The 15987-nt window shown below is 73.8% G+C and carries 13 protein-coding genes, 1 tRNA gene and 1 pseudogene; 13 read left to right on the top strand and 2 right to left on the bottom strand.

The genetic code is table 11. The annotated features are described in order from the left end of the window. Positions 1 to 66: 66 nt before the first annotated feature. From ACVJO7_RS08800 to ACVJO7_RS08815, 4 genes and pseudogenes are all read left to right on the top strand, one after another. Positions 67 to 261 carry a hypothetical protein gene (locus ACVJO7_RS08800; protein ID WP_491672468.1) on the top strand — a complete coding sequence of 65 codons (195 nt, stop codon included), beginning with the start codon at positions 67 to 69 and terminating at the stop codon, positions 259 to 261. Then, positions 246 to 608, top strand: a complete 363-nt coding sequence (locus ACVJO7_RS08805) for a hypothetical protein (protein WP_491672441.1) — start codon at positions 246 to 248, stop codon at positions 606 to 608. The genes ACVJO7_RS08800 and ACVJO7_RS08805 overlap by 16 nt, the downstream gene beginning before the upstream one ends. Continuing rightward, on the top strand, positions 608 to 841 hold the full coding sequence (locus tag ACVJO7_RS08810) for a hypothetical protein (protein WP_491672442.1): 234 nt from the start codon (positions 608 to 610) through the stop codon (positions 839 to 841). The genes ACVJO7_RS08805 and ACVJO7_RS08810 overlap by 1 nt, the downstream gene beginning before the upstream one ends. A gap of 122 nt (positions 842 to 963) precedes the next feature. After that, a pseudogene (locus tag ACVJO7_RS08815) lies at positions 964 to 1715 on the top strand (SDR family NAD(P)-dependent oxidoreductase). Between the two features lie 287 nt (positions 1716 to 2002). Here the strand turns inward: ACVJO7_RS08815 and ACVJO7_RS08820 are convergent. Continuing rightward, a tRNA-Gly gene (locus ACVJO7_RS08820) sits at positions 2003 to 2073 on the bottom strand. A 163-nt stretch (positions 2074 to 2236) separates the two neighbouring features. On the opposite strand from ACVJO7_RS08820, the gene ACVJO7_RS08825 reads away from it, so the two are divergent. Genes ACVJO7_RS08825 through ACVJO7_RS08835 form a run of 3 tightly spaced genes read left to right on the top strand, consistent with a single transcriptional unit; the run spans position 2237 to position 5184 of the window. Beyond that, entirely contained in the window at positions 2237 to 3403 is a 1167-nt protein-coding gene (locus ACVJO7_RS08825; protein ID WP_491672443.1) for a UDP-N-acetylglucosamine 2-epimerase, read from the top strand. A gap of 23 nt (positions 3404 to 3426) precedes the next feature. Next, positions 3427 to 4011 carry a dCTP deaminase gene (dcd, locus tag ACVJO7_RS08830; protein WP_344025096.1) on the top strand — a complete coding sequence of 195 codons (585 nt, stop codon included), beginning with the start codon at positions 3427 to 3429 and terminating at the stop codon, positions 4009 to 4011. A gap of 57 nt (positions 4012 to 4068) precedes the next feature. Beyond that, positions 4069 to 5184 (top strand): hypothetical protein, encoded by a 1116-nt coding sequence (locus tag ACVJO7_RS08835; protein WP_491672444.1) that lies wholly within the window; start codon positions 4069 to 4071, stop codon positions 5182 to 5184. Positions 5185 to 5261: 77 nt separating this feature from the next. On the opposite strand, the gene ACVJO7_RS08840 is transcribed toward ACVJO7_RS08835, so the two are convergent. Further along, positions 5262 to 7748 carry a (Fe-S)-binding protein gene (locus ACVJO7_RS08840; protein ID WP_491672445.1) on the bottom strand — a complete coding sequence of 829 codons (2487 nt, stop codon included), beginning with the start codon at positions 7746 to 7748 and terminating at the stop codon, positions 5262 to 5264. 563 nt (positions 7749 to 8311) lie between these two features. Between ACVJO7_RS08840 and ACVJO7_RS08845 the strand changes: the two genes are divergently transcribed. From ACVJO7_RS08845 to ACVJO7_RS08870, 6 genes are read left to right on the top strand one after another with little or no spacing between them, the layout of a single operon-like run. Continuing rightward, the gene (locus ACVJO7_RS08845; protein WP_344025102.1) at positions 8312 to 8587 is read left to right on the top strand and encodes a hypothetical protein; all 276 of its coding nucleotides are present in this window, start codon (positions 8312 to 8314) and stop codon (positions 8585 to 8587) included. Between the two features lie 14 nt (positions 8588 to 8601). Next, positions 8602 to 9465, top strand: coding sequence for a hypothetical protein (locus tag ACVJO7_RS08850; protein WP_491672446.1), 864 nt, complete (start codon positions 8602 to 8604; stop codon positions 9463 to 9465). Further along, a complete protein-coding gene (locus ACVJO7_RS08855) occupies positions 9452 to 12448 on the top strand; it encodes an ATP-binding protein (protein WP_491672447.1) in 2997 nt (998 codons plus the stop codon). Before ACVJO7_RS08850 ends, ACVJO7_RS08855 begins: the two co-directional genes overlap by 14 nt. Next, positions 12445 to 14364 carry a hypothetical protein gene (locus ACVJO7_RS08860; protein ID WP_491672448.1) on the top strand — a complete coding sequence of 640 codons (1920 nt, stop codon included), beginning with the start codon at positions 12445 to 12447 and terminating at the stop codon, positions 14362 to 14364. The genes ACVJO7_RS08855 and ACVJO7_RS08860 overlap by 4 nt, the downstream gene beginning before the upstream one ends. Next, positions 14348 to 14950 (top strand): hypothetical protein, encoded by a 603-nt coding sequence (locus ACVJO7_RS08865; RefSeq protein WP_344025110.1) that lies wholly within the window; start codon positions 14348 to 14350, stop codon positions 14948 to 14950. Before ACVJO7_RS08860 ends, ACVJO7_RS08865 begins: the two co-directional genes overlap by 17 nt. Then, positions 14947 to 15975, top strand: coding sequence for a C40 family peptidase (locus ACVJO7_RS08870; RefSeq protein WP_344025112.1), 1029 nt, complete (start codon positions 14947 to 14949; stop codon positions 15973 to 15975). Before ACVJO7_RS08865 ends, ACVJO7_RS08870 begins: the two co-directional genes overlap by 4 nt. Positions 15976 to 15987: the final 12 nt, after the last annotated feature.

Here is a 15987-nt window from a genome sequence, read left to right on the forward strand (position 1 = left end):
CCTGACCGGGAAGCTGGCCGTGTCACCGGCGCCAGCGACGGGATCGGAGCCGTCATCGCCCGTCGCCTGGCCGGTGCCGGCGCCGAGCTGATCATGCCGGTCCGCAATCCCGCGAAGGGCGACCGGGCCGCCGGCGCCATCCGCGAGCAGGTGCCCGGGGCGCGGATCACCACCGGCCCGCTGGACCTGGCCTCGCTCACCTCCGTCGCCGCGTTCGGGAAGCAGGTCGTCGAGGACGGCCGCCGGTGCACATCCTGGTGAACAACCACCTGGGTCACTTCGCGCTCACCCAGGCCCTGCTGCCGGTGCTCCGGGAGGGCACGGCGCGGGTGGTCAACCAGACGAGCATCTCCGCCCGCAGCGGCCGCGGCACGATCAACTGGGACGACCCGAACTGGGAGTCGGGCTACGACGTCAACCGGGCCTACACCCAGTCCAAGATCGCCACCGGGCTGTTCGGCCGCGAGCTCGACGCCCGCAGCCTGGCGGGCGGCTGGGGGATCACGAGCACCCTCTCCCATCCCGGTGTCTCGCCGACGAACCTGCTCGCCGCACAGCCCGGGGTGGGCCGCCAGAGCGACACGCTCGGGTCCGGGCGATCCGGGTGATGTCCCGGATCGGGCTCGCCGGCACCGTCGAGTCCGCCGCACTGCCCGCACTGATGGCCGCCACCGGACCCGAGTCGCAGCGCGGCCGGTTCTTCGGGCCGACGGGTCCGGGCAGCGTCGGGGGCGCCCCCGGTGAGCAGAAGCTGTGGCTGCCGCTGACGAGCATGGACGACGCGCGCCGGCTCTGGGAGCTCTCCGAGGAGCTGGTGGGGCTGCGCTACCCCGCCGTCTGAGGCCGCCGTTCCGCACGCCGGATCGAGCCGGGGATCCGGCACAGGTCCGGCCCGGATCCGGCACCGATCCCGGCAGTGATCCCTGCACTGATTCACAAGAATCCTGACACAAGGAGGAAGCAATGTCCGATCTCACCGGTAGGACCGCGTTGGTGACCGGCTCGGCCCGGGGGGTGGGCAAGGCCGTCGCCCTGGGGTACGCGTCCCTCGGGGCGAACGTCGTCGTCAACTACTCCGGGGACACCACGAACGCCGAGCGGACCGTGGAGGAGATCCGCGCGCTCGGCGTCGAGGCGATCGCGGTCCGCGCCGACGTGTCGCGGGTCGAGGAGATCGACCGGCTGTTCGCCGAGGCGGCCGACCGGTTCGGCCGGGTCGACATCGTCGTGGCGAACGCGGGCGTCGAGATCATCGACCAGCCGATGTTCGAGGCGACCGAGAAGGACTTCGACCGGCTCTACGCGATCAACGCCAAGGGCACGTTCTTCACCCTGCAGCGGGCCGCGATGCACATCGCGGACAACGGCCGGATCATCTACATCGGCTCCAGCACCACCTGCAACGCCTTCCGGGGGTCGGGCTCTACGGGTCGAGCAAGATGGGTGCGCGCTACCTGGTGCAGGTACTGGCGATGGAGGTCGGCAACCGCGGCATCACGGTGAACACCATCCTGCCCACCACGATCGAGGGCGCCGGGGTCTTCACCGACATCGCCGACGACGACCCGTACCAGCAGATGAGCCGGGCCCGGCCGCTCGGCGGGCGGATGGGGCGGCCCGACGACGCGGCCGACGCCGCCGAGTACTTCGCCGGCCCGCTCGCCTCGTGGGTGAGCGGCCAGGCCCTGCTGGTCAGCGGCGGCGCACAGCAGTAGACGCCGTCCCTGCGCTCCGGCCCGCCCCGGCGTGACCGGGCCCGGGCCCGGGCCCGGGCCCGCCTGGTCCAGGTCACGCAGTACCGCCACAGCGGGAGCCGTCGCCACCGACATCCGGGCAGCGTCGCGCGCGCGGCGTCGCGCACCTCCGCGTAGGTGTGCGGCCGGGGGCACCAACGGTCCGGTGGTACGGGACCGCGCGCGCCGAGCGGTCCGCGGCCCGCCCTGGAACGACGAAGGCCCAGGCTCGGGGTGACTACCCCGCTGACCTGGGCCTTCGGTATGCGAGCGGATGACGGGAATCGAACCCGCGTATTCAGCTTGGGAAGCTGATGTTCTACCATTGAACTACATCCGCACGGTGTGCGATCACCCTAGCACCAGCCCTCGGCGACCTGTCACGGGCCACCACCGTCCGGTCGTCGCAGGAACCGACCACCCGGCGCGATCACCTCGACCCCCATCGCGACCGTCACGCACACTTCGGACGTCGGTCCGTTCTACGGCCGGAAGGGGTCGCGATGAGCATCTTCGAGCCGCTGACGTCCGGTTCGGCCGCCATGTCGGCGGACCACGAGCACGACGTTCTCCTCATCGCCGGGAGCCGGCCGGAGGTGGCGCGGCTCGCCCCGGTCGCGTCGGCCATCGCCGCGGCGGACCGGATCCGCGGCATCACCGTCGCGACCGGGTCGGACCCGATGGCGGTGCACGAGACCTTCGAGGCGCTGGGCGTCGCCACCGACATCACGATCCTGCTGCCCGGCGACGTCGGGCCCGCCGTGGCCGACGTCGCGGCCGCCCTGCTGACCAGGCTGGACCAGCTGATGGTCGACCAGGACCCGTCGGCGGTGCTGGTGCACGGCGGCGGGCTGGCCGCCGCCGTCGCGGCGTCGGTGGCGTTCTGGCGGCGCATCCCGGTCGTCCACATGCAGGCCGGCATGGGTACCGACGACCTGCTGTGCCCGTTCCCGCAGGAGGCGCACCGGCGGGTGATCGGCCAGCTGGCGTCGCTGTTCCTGACGACGAGCGGGTCCGCGCTCGGCAGCCCGCTCGGCCCGAACGTGCTCACCATCGGCGACACCGTCAACTCGCTGCCCGGGCCGTGCGACCGCAACTGCCGCGACGCGCTGGAGCGGGCGCACGACCAGCACCGCAGGCTGGTGCTGGTCGATCTCGAGCGGCCGTCGTCGCTGGCGGTGCTCGGCGGCCTCGCCGACCTGCTCGAGCGGTACCCGAAGATCGAGATCCTGGTGACCGGTTCGCTCGCGACCGAGGAGCCGGCCCTGTCGCTGGCCCGGCACCCGCGGGTCACCGTCGTCCCGCTCCTGGAACTGCCCGACGAGCTGGCCGTGCTGGCCGCGGCGACCGTCGTCGTCAGCGACGACCACGAGCTGGTGGTCGACGCCCCCGGGCTGGGCACGCTGGCCGTGCTGGTCGACGGGCCGAACGTGCCGCAGCCGGGCGACTCCATCCGCAGCATCGCCGCGCACGACGCCGCGGCGGCCGTCGCCCAGGTGATGGACGGCGACCACGGCCGCAGGCCGGCGTCGTCCGACGGCTTCGAGGCGGCCCGCGCGGAGCAGGCGGTGGCCTGGATGTTCGGCCTCTGCCGGTCGCCCCAGCTGGACCCGGTGGCCCGGTCGGAGCAGGCGGAGGAGTCGGCCGCGGAGGAGTCGTCCGGGGCGTGAGCCCCGATCGCTAGGGTGTGCCGGTGCTGCTCTCCGACGGTGACCTGCGCAAGGAGATCGAGTCCGGGCGGCTGGTGCTCGATCCGTGGGACGTCGAGATGCTCCAGCCGTCCAGCATCGACGTGCGCCTGGACCGCTACTTCCGGGTGTTCCAGAACTCCCGGTACACCCACATCGACCCGGCCGAGCAGCAGGACGAGCTGACCACGCCGGTCGAGACGCCGGACGGCGAGACGTTCGTCCTGCATCCCGGCGAGTTCGTGCTCGGCTCCACCTTCGAGCGGGTCGGCCTGCCCGACGACCTGGCCGGACGGCTGGAGGGCAAGAGCTCGCTGGGCCGGCTCGGCCTGCTCACCCACTCCACGGCCGGGTTCATCGATCCCGGGTTCACCGGCCACATCACCCTCGAGCTGTCGAACGTGGCGAACCTGCCGATCACGCTCTGGCCCGGCATGAAGATCGGCCAGCTGTGCCTGTTCCGGCTGTCCAGCCCCGCCGAGCGGCCCTACGGCAGCGAGGGCGTCGGCTCCCGCTATCAGGGCCAGCGCGGCCCGACGCCGTCGCGGGCGTTCCGGAACTTCCACCGCACCGACACCCGCCGGATCTGACACCGCCCGCCCCGTCGTTCCGCGGCGCGGCGGCGGCGCGTCGCTACCCTGGTCGCGATGGACGCCGACCGCAGCTCCCGGGACACCGGACCCCCTGATCCGTGGGCGACCGGGCGCCGCCGCCCGGGGCGGCCCGACCGCGGCCGGCGGTCGGGTGACGGCGCGGCCGCCGGTGCGGGCGCCCAGGATCCCGGCTCGGCGATGGTGCACGTCCCCCGCGCGCAGGACGCGCCCGCGGCCCCGGCCCGCGAGCCCGGCACGGACCGCGAGCCCGGTCCCGGCGCGCACGGCGAGCGAAGCGACCGGGAGCGCGAGCGCAGCGGCCGCGGGCCCGCTTCCGCGCGCCCCGATCCCGATCGCGACCCGTGGGCGCACTGGCGCAGGCTGCGGCCGCGCACCGTGCGCGGGGCGAGCGCTCTCGGCCTGGCCGGCGCCGCCGTCCTGCTGCTCCCGTTCCTCGACGACCCGGACCGCTGGTGGGTGCCGGTCGGGCTCGGTTTCGGGACGCTGGTGCTGCTCACCCTGTTCCGGCTCGACCGGCTGCTGAACGGCTGGGCGCCGCACGTCGCGGGCGTCGTGCTGGTCGGCGCGCTGTTGCAGGCCACCTCCCGCAACCCGTGGGCGTGGGGGCTGGCGCTGGGCGTCGGGGTGGTCGTCGCCGGCCTGCTGCTGCTCCCGCGCTGGAAGGTGCTGGCGGTCGGCGGGGTGCTGCTGGTCGTGTCCGGGGCCGGCTACGCGTTCCGGTCCGCCGAGATCCGCGACGACCAGGCCCGGATCGACGCCCAGGCCGGCGCCCAGATGCGGGCGGCGCTCGGCGTGGACCGGCCGCAGCTCGCCCTGGTGGCGCTCGACACCGGCGTCACGGACGGGAACCCGGCGCGGGTCTGCCGGCTGGCGCAGGATCCGGCGATCGAGCAGCTCCGGCTCGCCACCGGCTCAGCGACCTGCGAGGACGCGGTCGCCGTCCTGCACTCCCGGGTCCCCGCCGACGCCCCGGTCACGACGCCGGACCGGCTGTCCGATCCGGCCGTCGCACCCGGCGGCAGCACCACCGTCGACGGCTGCGGCACCGCCTGGGGTGCCGCAGCCGGACCGCAGCTGGGCACCGTGGTGCTCACCCGCACGGCCGCGGCGACGCCGACCTTCCAGGTCTCGTCCTTCGCGCCCTGCTGAGCCCGACCGGCACCGGAAGATCACCGTTCCGGTGCGCCGGACCGCGATCCGCGCGGCCCGGTGCACCCGGACGGTGATCAGCTCTCGTTCGTGCGCTCCCGCGCGGCCTGCTCGGGCGACGACGACGATCCGTTGCCCGTGGCGCCGTTCGATCCCGGCCCGGTGGCCGCGGTCCCGGTGCTCTCGGCGCCGTCGGACCCGGCCGGGACCTCCGGCGCGGCAGTCGCCTCAGCAGTCGGTTCGGCAGCCGCCTCGGCAGTCGGCTCAGCAGTCGCCTCGGGAGCCGCCTCGGCAGTCGGTTCGGCAGCCGCCTCAGCAGCCGGCTCGGGAGCCGCCTCAGGAGTCGGCTCGGGAGCCGGGTCTCCACGGCGCACGGCCGCGAGCAGCATCTGCGACACGTCCTGCACCGTGACGGCCTCACCGGCGGTCTGGTTGACGCCGTCGGTCATCATCGTCCGGCAGAACGGGCAGCCCACCGCGAGCGTCCCGGACGGCTCGCTGCCGTTCCCGGCCTTGGTGAGGGTCTCGGCGGCCTCCTCGGCGCGGGTGAAGTTGATGCGCTTGCCGATGCGCTCCTCCATCCACATCCGGGCGCCACCGGCGCCGCAGCACATCGACCGGTCGCCGTGCCGCGGCATCTCCGACAACGTCGCGCCGGCGGCGCCGACGAGCGCGCGGGGCTCCTCGTACACCTCGTTGTGCCGGCCCAGGTAGCACGGGTCGTGGTAGGTGACCGGGCCCTGCTCCGCGGACGGCGCCGAGACCGGGACCAGCTTCTTCTCCCGCACCAGCTTGTTCAGCAGCTGGGTGTGGTGCAGCACCTCGTAGTGCCCGTCCAGCTGCGGGTACTCCCGGCCGAGGGTGTTGAGGCAGTGCGGGCAGGTGGTGACGATCTTGCGGGTGCCGGGCTCGCGGCCGTCGAAGACGGTGTTGAGGACCTCGACGTTCTGCTGGGCCAGCATCTGGAAGACGAACTCGTTGCCGGACCGGCGGGCCGGGTCACCGGTGCAGGTCTCCCCCGAGCCGAGTATGGCGAAGTTGACCCCGGCCCGGTGCAGCAGCTCCGCGGTGGCCTGGATGGTCTTCTTCTGGCCGTCGTCGAACGCGCCGGCGCAGCCGATCCAGAACAGGTACTCGGTCTCGGCGTCCAGCTCGCCCTCGACGACCGGCACCTCGAAGTCGAGCCCCTTGGTCCACTCCAGGCGGTCCTTCGGGTTCTGGCCCCAGGGGTTGCCCTTGTTCTCCAGGTTCTTGAACAGCGAGTTGAGCTCGGTCGGGAACTCGGACTCGATCATGACCTGGTAGCGGCGCATGTCGACGATGTGGTCGACGTGCTCGATGTCCACCGGGCACTGCTCGACGCAGGCGCCGCAGGTGGTGCAGGACCAGAGGATCTCCGGGTCGATCACGCCGAGGACGTCCTCGCCGCCGATCAGCGGCCGCTCGGCCTCCGTGCGCGCGGACTCGGGGATCGCCGCCAGGCGGGCCTCCGCGTCGTCGCCGGTGATGCCGATCTCGTCGCCTGCCATGTCCTTGCGGCCGCCCGCGAGCAGGTACGGCGCCTTGGCGTAGGCGTTGTCCCGCAGCGCGTTGACCAGCAGCTTCGGCGACAGCGGCTTCTCGGTGTTCCAGGCCGGGCACTGCGACTGGCAGCGGCCGCACTCGGTGCAGGTGGTGAAGTCGAGCAGGCCCTTCCAGGTGAAGTCCTCGACCTTCCCGGCGCCGAAGACGTCGGTGTCGGGATCGGCCTCCTCGAAGTCCAGCGGCTTGCCGTCGGACATCATCGGCTTGACCGCGCCGAGCGCCTTGCGGCCGGAGTCCTCGCGCTTGAAGTAGATGTTCGGGAACGCGGTGAAGCGGTGCCAGGCCACGCCCATCGTCGGCGTCAGCGCGATCACGATCAGCCAGATCGTCGCGGAGAGGACCTTCACCGCGGCGAACACCGTCACCAGCGTCTCCGAGGGCGGCAGGACCGCCGCGAGCGCGGTCGAGACCGGTGCCGACCAGGTCGGCACGTCGAACGCGCCGAGCGAGATCTTCGCCCCGCGCACGACCAGGATGCCCAGGCCCTCGAGGAACACGATGCCCTCGACGAAGTAGGCCCGGCCCATGTTCGAGCCGTAGAACCGGGACAGCCTGCCCTCACGGTTCGGGTTGTGCAGCTGCCGGATCACGATCAGCGAGCCGATGCCGACGACGGTGGCGACGCCGAGGATCTCGACGAACAGCGAGTAGACCGACCAGGTGCCGATCAGCGGCAGGTGGAAGGTCGGGTTCCAGACCTCGACGAACGCCTCGACCAGCGCCAGGAACAGCCCGCCGAAGCCGACCATCACCAGCCAGTGCAGGACGCCGATGTGGCTCCACTTGAGCATCCTGGTGTGACCCAGGGTCTCCTTGAGCATGGTGAGGAACCGGGGGCCGAACGGGCCCGTCCGGTCCGGGGCCGGCTGGCCGAGCCGGATGATCGAGACCATCTTCGCGACCGTGCGGGCGACCAGCACGACCGCGACGACGGCCGACAGCACCGTGATGGTGCCGAGGACATACTGCACCCAGGTCATACGGAGGAACCTCCCTTGAGAGCACCCGGCCCGTGCGCTGTACGGGGCCGTGCCGACCTGAGACGTGGGGCGCTGGGCGCGCTGTCATCGCGGCGGGACGGGACGGGAATCGTGTGTCGAGGACCGGGCCGGGCCGGGGAGGCGGGCGGCGCCGGGCACGGTGGACCGTGCCGCCGGGACCGGGCGGGCCTCTCCATCGCGGTGCCTCCTCGGACGTCGCCGTCGCGTTGGTGTGGTGGGACGCAACGGCGGTCGGGCGAAGGGTAGTGCGCCCGGGCGCGGAGCGCCCTGCACCACCGGGGGACGGGACATGCTTTGTTACCGAACAGTAGCCCCCTGGACCATGACATCTCGGGCGGCCCCGCCCCAGTCGGCCGGCCCGAGGTGAGGCACGAGTCACGCCCGGGAGGAGGCGATTCCACTCGGCCGACCGTGTTTGATCGACTGCGGTGCGTGGCGTTCACACCGGGCGTACGGACCACTCCTCTACTATCACCGGCGGGTCTCGTGGTCTACTCGCCTGCGGGAGCGACCGGGACAAGCGGATGCCGCAAGGAGGAGCTGTGAAGACCTCGCTCGAGGCGATCCAGCTGGTGCTCGCCCAGGGCGAGCTCACGACCGTCAATCTCCGTGACTGGATCACGAACAACATCGTGCCGCTGATCCTGCTCGCGATCGCCGTCATCCTGCTGTGGATCGGCGGCCGTGGTGACAACGCGGGCGTGGCCCGGCGCAGCATCGGGTTGCTGGTGGGGCTCGTCGCACTGGGCATCGCCGTGACCGGCAGCGGTCCGGCGGTCGGTCAGGCGCTGGCCAACCTGCTCGTCTCCACGGGCTGAGCCGGGGCTGATCCGTGCTCGTTCGTACCGACGACGAGGTCTACCGCGTCGATGCGGTCTGGCTCGGACCGCCCCGGGCCACCTTCCCCTGGCGGGCCCGTTACGTCAGCTACGGCGTCGGGCTGCTCGTGATGATGCTGATCATGATGATCCAGCGGCGGCTCGGGATCGGCCTGGACTTCTTCTCGGTCGCGTGGGCGCTGGTCGGCACCGTCGCGATCACCCGGTTCCTCGGCCACAAGATCGACTACGAGCGCCCGCTCGGCCAGGTGCTCGCCCACTTCTGGGCCGAGGTGACCGGCCCGCGGGCGGACCCGCGGGCGAACGGCGGCTCGGTGCGGGCCCGGCACGTCCGGATCCAGGCCTCGCGCAACCAGCCCGCGCTGCGCGCCGGAGCCACCGGGTGGCAGGGGAAGCGGCCGGGGACGCTGTCCGGCCGGGCCGCCCGGCCGTCGCTCGCCGGGGCCACGGTCCCGGCCCCGCGCGCCGGATCCGGGCGGTCCCCGGCAGTGCAGCGCCCGGCTGCGCAGGACCCCGCAGTGCACGACCCGGCAGTGCACGACCCGGCAGTGCACGACCCGGCAGTGCAGCGCCCGGCCGTGCACGACCCGGCTGTGCCGGACCCGGCTCCGGCCGGTCCCACGGTCGTCGACGGTGCCATCGGGGACCCGGCCGTCGTACCCGGCACCGGGGAGACCGGTCCCGCCGAACCGCAGCGCGTCGTCCCGCCGCTCCCGGACCCGGTGAGCGCGCCGCAGCGGGGCCGCTTCCGCAAGGCACGCGGCCGGATCGGCAGGCGCGGTCGCGGCGCGGCCGCCCCGGCCCGCACCCGTCAGCCCGAGCCCTGGCGCAGGGGTGGCCACCGTGGCCGCACCTGAGCGGACCTCCCGCCGGGCGCGCAGGCGTGGCCGTGCCCGGGCCGGCGAGGGCGGTTCGTCCTACACGCCGTCGATAGCGCTGCGCTCGATCGACGGCCACCTCACCCGCACCGGCACCCAGGTGATGGCCTGGTACCGGCTCGCCGCGCAGGCCTGGAGCTTCCGCAGCGACGGCCAGCGCGAGGTGCTGATCCGGCAGATCGCCGCCCAGCTGGGCGAGCTGCAGGGCCGCTGGCTGCACCTGCGGGTGACCACCCGGCCCTATCCGGTGCACATGTGGGCCGAGTCGTTCGACCAGAACGCGCTGGGCCGGATGCCCGACGTCCCCGGTGCGCTCGGCTGGGACGGCTTCCTGGAGGGCGAGCAGCGGCACCTGATGGGGCTGTCGATGGCCGACAAGGAGGTCTTCCTCGGCATCGAGGTGTCCGGCCGCGGGCTGCTCGATCGCTGGGTGGAGCGCGCCGCGCCCGTGCTGGACCGGATCGCGCCGTCCGCGGTCCGCGCCGAGCTGGCCGCGCTGGAGTCCGAGGTGAACCACCTCGACGTGCTGGTCGCCGGGTCCGGGCTGGACGCCGTCCCGGCCAGCGCCGAGGACATGGCGTGGCTGATGCACCGCTCGGTCGCGCTCGGGCTGCCCGCGCCGCGCGGGCTGTCGTCGGTCCCGCGTGGGGTCAGCACCTGGGAGGCCGAGGACCTGGCCGCCTTCACCGAGGGCGTCGACCTGCACCAGGAGCCGTACGCGCCGACCGTGCAGGTGGTCGGTCGGATGCGCTCGCAGACCGTCTCCCGCAACGTCGCGGTGCTCTCCCTGGGCCTGATGGAGGGCCTGCGCATCCCGGAGATCGACGACCCGTGGATGCAGCACTCGGACCGGCTGCCGTTCCCGGTGGAGTGGTCGGCCCGGATGTACATCCGCCGCCCCGAGGACGTCACCGGCGAGCTGCAGCGCCAGATGGGCAAGGTCCGCAGCCAGATCCGGCACTACACGCACGACCACGATCTCGATCCGCCGATGTCGCTGGCCCGCCAGGCCGACCGGGTGCTCGAGGTCGAGGACGAGCTCACCACCGGGCTCACCCAGCTCAACACCCGGCTCTACGGCTGGTGGCGGATCGCCGTCTCCGGCCGCGACGAGGCGGAGGCGACCACCCGCGCCCAGCAGGTCGTCGACCTGTACCGGCCGAAGGTGCAGATCGAGCACCCCGAGGCGCAGTACCGCTACGCCCGCGAGTTCATCCCCGGCGAGCCGCTCGCCTCCACGGCCTACCGGCGCCGGGGCAGCGTCACCTGGGCGGCGGCCGGGGTGCCCGCGGCGACCGCGAGCGTCGGCGACCGGCGCGGCATCATGCTCGGCGAGACCTGCACCGCGACCCGCCGCCCGGTCGCCTGGGACCCGTGGCTCGCGCAGGAGGTCCGGCGGGCGTCCGGGCTCACCGCGATCGTCGGCGGGCTCGGGTCCGGCAAGTCCTTCCTCACCGGCCTGGTCGTCTACAAGACGCTGCGCGCCGGGGCCCGCTGGACGGTGCTGGACCCGTCCGGCCCGCTCGCGGAGCTGACCCGGCTGCCCGAGCTCGCACCGTTCTCCCGGCACATCAACCTGCTGCGCGCCGATCCCGGCATCCTCAACCCGTACCGGGTGGTCGCCGAGCCGCGGCCGGACCACTTCGCCGACGACGAGGACCCCGAGCGCGCCTGGAAACGGGAGCGCTCGCTGGCCGCGGCCACCCGGCGGCGGCTGGTGCTCGACGTGCTGTCCGGCCTGCTGCCCTACGAGGTCTCCCGGCAGCCGCACACCCGGATCGTGCTGCTGCGCGCGGTCCGCGAGGTCGGCGGCGCACCGGACCGTCATCCCGGCATGGTGATCGACACCCTGCGCCGGCACGCCGCCGACGGCGAGGACCACGCGGGCGTCGTCGCCGACTTCCTGGACGAGCGCCGCGAGCTCCCGCAGGCCGCGCTGCTGTTCCCGGACGAGACCCGGGCCGATCCGTGGCACGCCGACCGCGACTACCGGCTCACCGTGCTGACCATGCAGGGACTGTCGCTACCCCGGCCCGGCAGCCCGCGCGAGGAGTGGACCGACAACGAGTCGCTCGGCGTCGAGCTGCTGAACCTGGCGTCCTGGCTGACCCAGCGCACGATCTACGACGCCGACCGGAACCTGCGCAAGGGCGTCGCGCTGGACGAGACGCACTTCCTGTCCCAGGTGCCCACCGGCAAGGTGCTGATCGACCGGCTGGCCCGCGACTCCCGCAAGTTCAACGTCCGCGCGCTGTTCGCCTCCCAACTGGCGGGCGACCTGCTGCGGGTGTCCGGGTTCGCGTCGCTGGTGAACGCGGTGTTCGTCGGCCGCACCGACGACGAGGAGGCGCAGTCCGAGGCGCTGCGCCTGCTGCGGGTGCCCACCGACGTCGGCTACGAGGAGATGCTCGGGACGCTGTCCCCGCGCCCCCGGCACGACGACCGGCCGGACGACACCCCGCGCCAGTTCGTGTTCGCCGACGGGCACGGCGGCGTCGAGAAGATCCGGATCGACCTGGAGGCGCCGCACCTGGAGCACATCCGGGAGGCGCTGGACACCAACCCGGACGCCGCCCGCGTCCAGCCGCGCACGCCCGATCCCGGGCTGACCGCGCCGGACGAGCCGACCCCGCTGCCGCCCGCGCCGCGGCAGGCGCCGGCGTCCGCCGTCGTCCCGGACCTGGACGGCGACGACATCGATCTGAGGGACGCCGACCTGAGGGACGCCGACCTGCGTGTCGCCGACACCCGGATCGGCCCGGTCGGCGACGCCGATCCGGTGCTGGCCGGCGGCGTCCGGGCGGGTGCGGTGCAGGTGGTCTCGGCCGAGGTGCTGGACTCCGCCGAGCTGTTCGACGACGAGCAGCTCGACCTGCTCGACGAGCTGGACGACGAGTGGGTGGTCGACGAGCCCCGCAACGGGCACGATCCCCGGCCCGGCCCCGACGGTGCCGGGCGGTGACGGGCGGGTCCGATCCGTCCGGAGGCGCCGGTCTCTGGGTGGTGCTGGGGGTGCTGCTGGCGGCCGTCGTGGTCTCGGTCGTGCGGGCCCGGCGCGCCCGGCGCCCGCGGCCCGCCGGACCGGCGCGCCCGCGCCGCCGGGCCGCGCTCGTGGTCGCCGCGCTGGTCGGCGGCACGCTGCTGGTCGGCACGCCGGCGATGGCGCAGGCCCTGGACTGCAAGACCCCGCCCGAGCCGGACCGCCCCGGCACCGGCCTGGTCGGCTCGCTGGACCGGCCGAGCGCGCTGCACGGCGAGGCCGGGTCGGTCTACGAGGAGGTCGGCTACGCCGGCCTGGTCTGGCACAACTACGACCTCGGCTGCGCCGCGTCCGGGGTGCTGAACCCGTCGGTCACCACCGACACCTGGCTCGGCAACCAGGCGTTCAACCTGGCCAAGCTCACCGTCGGCGGGGTCAACTGGGCGCACTACCTGATCGCCGACGGCGGCGCCCTGTTCGAGCCGATCGACAACGTCATCACCACCGCCACCCGCGCGATGTACGAGACGGTGTTCACCACCTGGATCGGCCTCGCGCTGCTCGGGTTCGCGATCATCGTCCTGCTGCTGGCGATGCGCGGCGACCTCGCGAAGCAGGCCCAGCGCACCGGCATCGCGGTGCTCGCCCTGATGATCGGGTCGGCGGCGTACCTGGCACCGGTGGACTGGTCACGGGCCGCCGACGATCTGCTGCTCGACGGGGTCACCCAGATGCAGGAGGGCTTCCTCGGCCAGATCGGGCTCGGCACCCGGGACACGCTGCCGACCGTGCTGGTCGACCAGGTCGCCTACCAGAACTGGCTGCGCGGGACGTTCGGCGCACCGGACGTCCCGCAGGCCCAGGAGCTGGGCCGGGACCTGCTGCGGGCGCAGGCGTTCACCATCGACGAGATCGACCAGGGCCTGGACACCACCGAGACGGCCGAGCAGAAGAAGGCCGACTACGCCGCGATCGCCGACCGGATGGGCGACCGGTACAGCTACTTCACCGGGACGTCCGGGAGCCGGATCGGCGCCGGGACGCTCGCGCTGATCCAGGCCGCCTGCATCGCGCTGTTCCAGCTGCTGGCGAAGGTGCTGGTGCTGGTGGCACTGCTGATCATCCGGCTGCTGGTGGTGTGCGCGCCCGCGGTCGCCGTCGTCGCGCTGCTGAAACCGGACGTCATCCCGGCGATCCTGCGGATCACCGGGGCGGCCGTGGTGAACACGCTCGTCGTGGGGGCGCTGGCCGGGCTGCACGCGTTGCTGGTGGTGTCGCTGTTCGCGCCCGGCTCCGGCGTCGACCTGTGGCTCGCGCTGCTGGTCACCGGGGTCGTCACGCTCGTGCTGTGGGCGGTCGCGCGGCCGTTCCGGCGGCTGGTGTCGATGGTGTCGCTGACCAGGGAGCAGTTCGGCGGGATCGTGCCGGGCGTCGCCGACGGGCCGATGTCGAAGGTGTGGAACCGGATGCGCGGCCCGCTGCCCGGCGAGGAACGGCAGAGCCGCTGGTGGTCCGAGCGCGGGCCCGGCGGCGGCTCCGGCGACCCGGACGCCGTCCGGCCCGAGGCCGACACCGTGGCCGGACCCGGCGCCCGGACCCTGCGGCGCCGGACGTCCGGCGAGACCCCGCAGAACGCCCGGCTCGCCGAGCCGCGGCGGGCCGGGCTGCCGGTCGGGGCGTCCGGACGGCCGGACACCGGCTCCGGCGTGCCCGGCCGCACCGATCCCGGCGAGATCGACGACCGGTCCATCTACCGGCGGGCGGACCCGCTGCCGCGCCGGCCCGGCGACCCGACGCCGGTGACCCCGGAGCTGGTCGACGGCGTGCCCGTCTACAAGATCTACCGGCCGCGGGCCGCCCGGACCGCCGACGACGGGCGGGGTGACCGTGCCCGTTAGGTCCTCGCGCGGCCGGGCGGCCGCCTACCGTTCGGTGTGGCAGTGGCCGCTGCGCTCCCCGCTGCGGCTGGCCGTCACCGTCGTCGTGCTCGGCGCACTGGTGTTCGGGCTGGTGACGCTCGGCGGCCAGTTCGGCGGCGGCACCTCCGGCGGCGGGCTGATCGCCGGCGGCGGGCAGCAGGGCTGGGACGACGGCCGCTCCGGCGTCTCGGCGACGCCGACCCCGACCATGCTCCCGCCGGTCGCCGAGCTCACCCCCGAGGCGATCCCGCCGGAGCAGGCGTCGCCGCAGGCCCTGGAGGTCGCGCGGGTGTGGGCGTCGGCGTGGGTGAACCACCCGGACGGCACGACGGCCGAGCAGTGGCTGGCCGGCCTGCGCCCCTACACCACCGACGAGTTCCTCGGCGTGCTCGCCGGCGTGGACCCGGCGAACATCCCGGCGTCCCGGGTCACCGGGCAGGCGACGCCGGTGCGGGCCGCGCCGCGCAGCGTCGAGGTGGAGGTACCGACCGACACGCTGCGCCTGACGATCCTGGTCGTGGACACCGACGCGGGCTGGAAGGTGTCCCGCTACGACCGGGTGTGAGCACCCCGCTCACCCGGGCGCTGCGCCCGCTGCGGCTGCTGCTGCCGTTCGTCGCGATCGCGCTGGCCCTGCTGCTGTTCCTGACCGTCGGGTTCCTGGCGTTCAGCCCGAACGTGACCGGCCGCCAGTCCGCGGGCGCCGAGTGGTGCGACACCGGCATCTCCACGGCCACCGTCGGCCGCGGGGGCGGCGGCGCGACCATCGAGACGCTCACCGACGAGCAGCGGGCCAACGCGACCGCGATCATCGCGGTCGCCAAGGAGATGGAGCTGCCGCCCCGGGCGTGGCTGGTCGCGCTGGCCACCGCGATGCAGGAGTCCACCCTGCGCAACATCGACTACGGGGACCGGGACTCGCTCGGGCTGTTCCAGCAGCGCCCGTCGATGGGCTGGGGCACCCCGGCCCAGGTCACCGACCCGGCGTACAGCAGCCGGATCTTCTACGAGCGGCTGGTGGAGGTGCCGGGCTGGGAGCGGATGCCGGTCACGGTGGCCGCCCAGACCGTGCAGCGCTCGGGGTTCCCGGACGCCTACGCCAAGTGGGAGGGACTGGCCGCGTCGATCGTCTCCGAGATCGGCGACGTCGCCAACCCGGCCGGCTGCGAGCCCGGGCCGACCGGTGCGCTGCCGCCCGGTGCGGCCGGTGCGGCCATCGGGTTCGCGCTCGGCGAGGTCGGCAAGCCGTACGTGTGGGGCGCGACCGGGCCGGACGCCTACGACTGCTCGGGACTGCTGATGCGGGCCTACGAGGCGGCCGGGATGACGATCCCGCGGGTGTCGCGCGACCAGTACCGTTCCGGCGGGCACCTGCCGGTCCGCGAGATGCAGCCGGGCGACTTCCTGTTCTACGCGCACGACACCTCGGACCCGTCGACGATCTACCACGTCACGATGTACCTCGGCGACGACATGATGGTGGAGGCCCCGAACCGGGACCACCCGGTCCGGGTGCAGCCGGTCCCGTGGGACTTCGAGGACCTCGTCCCGCTGGCGACCCGGCCGGGGACGACGCCCAACCCGGCCTGACCGGCGCGGGCC

This window comes from Pseudonocardia sp. DxW (assembly GCF_058448985.1).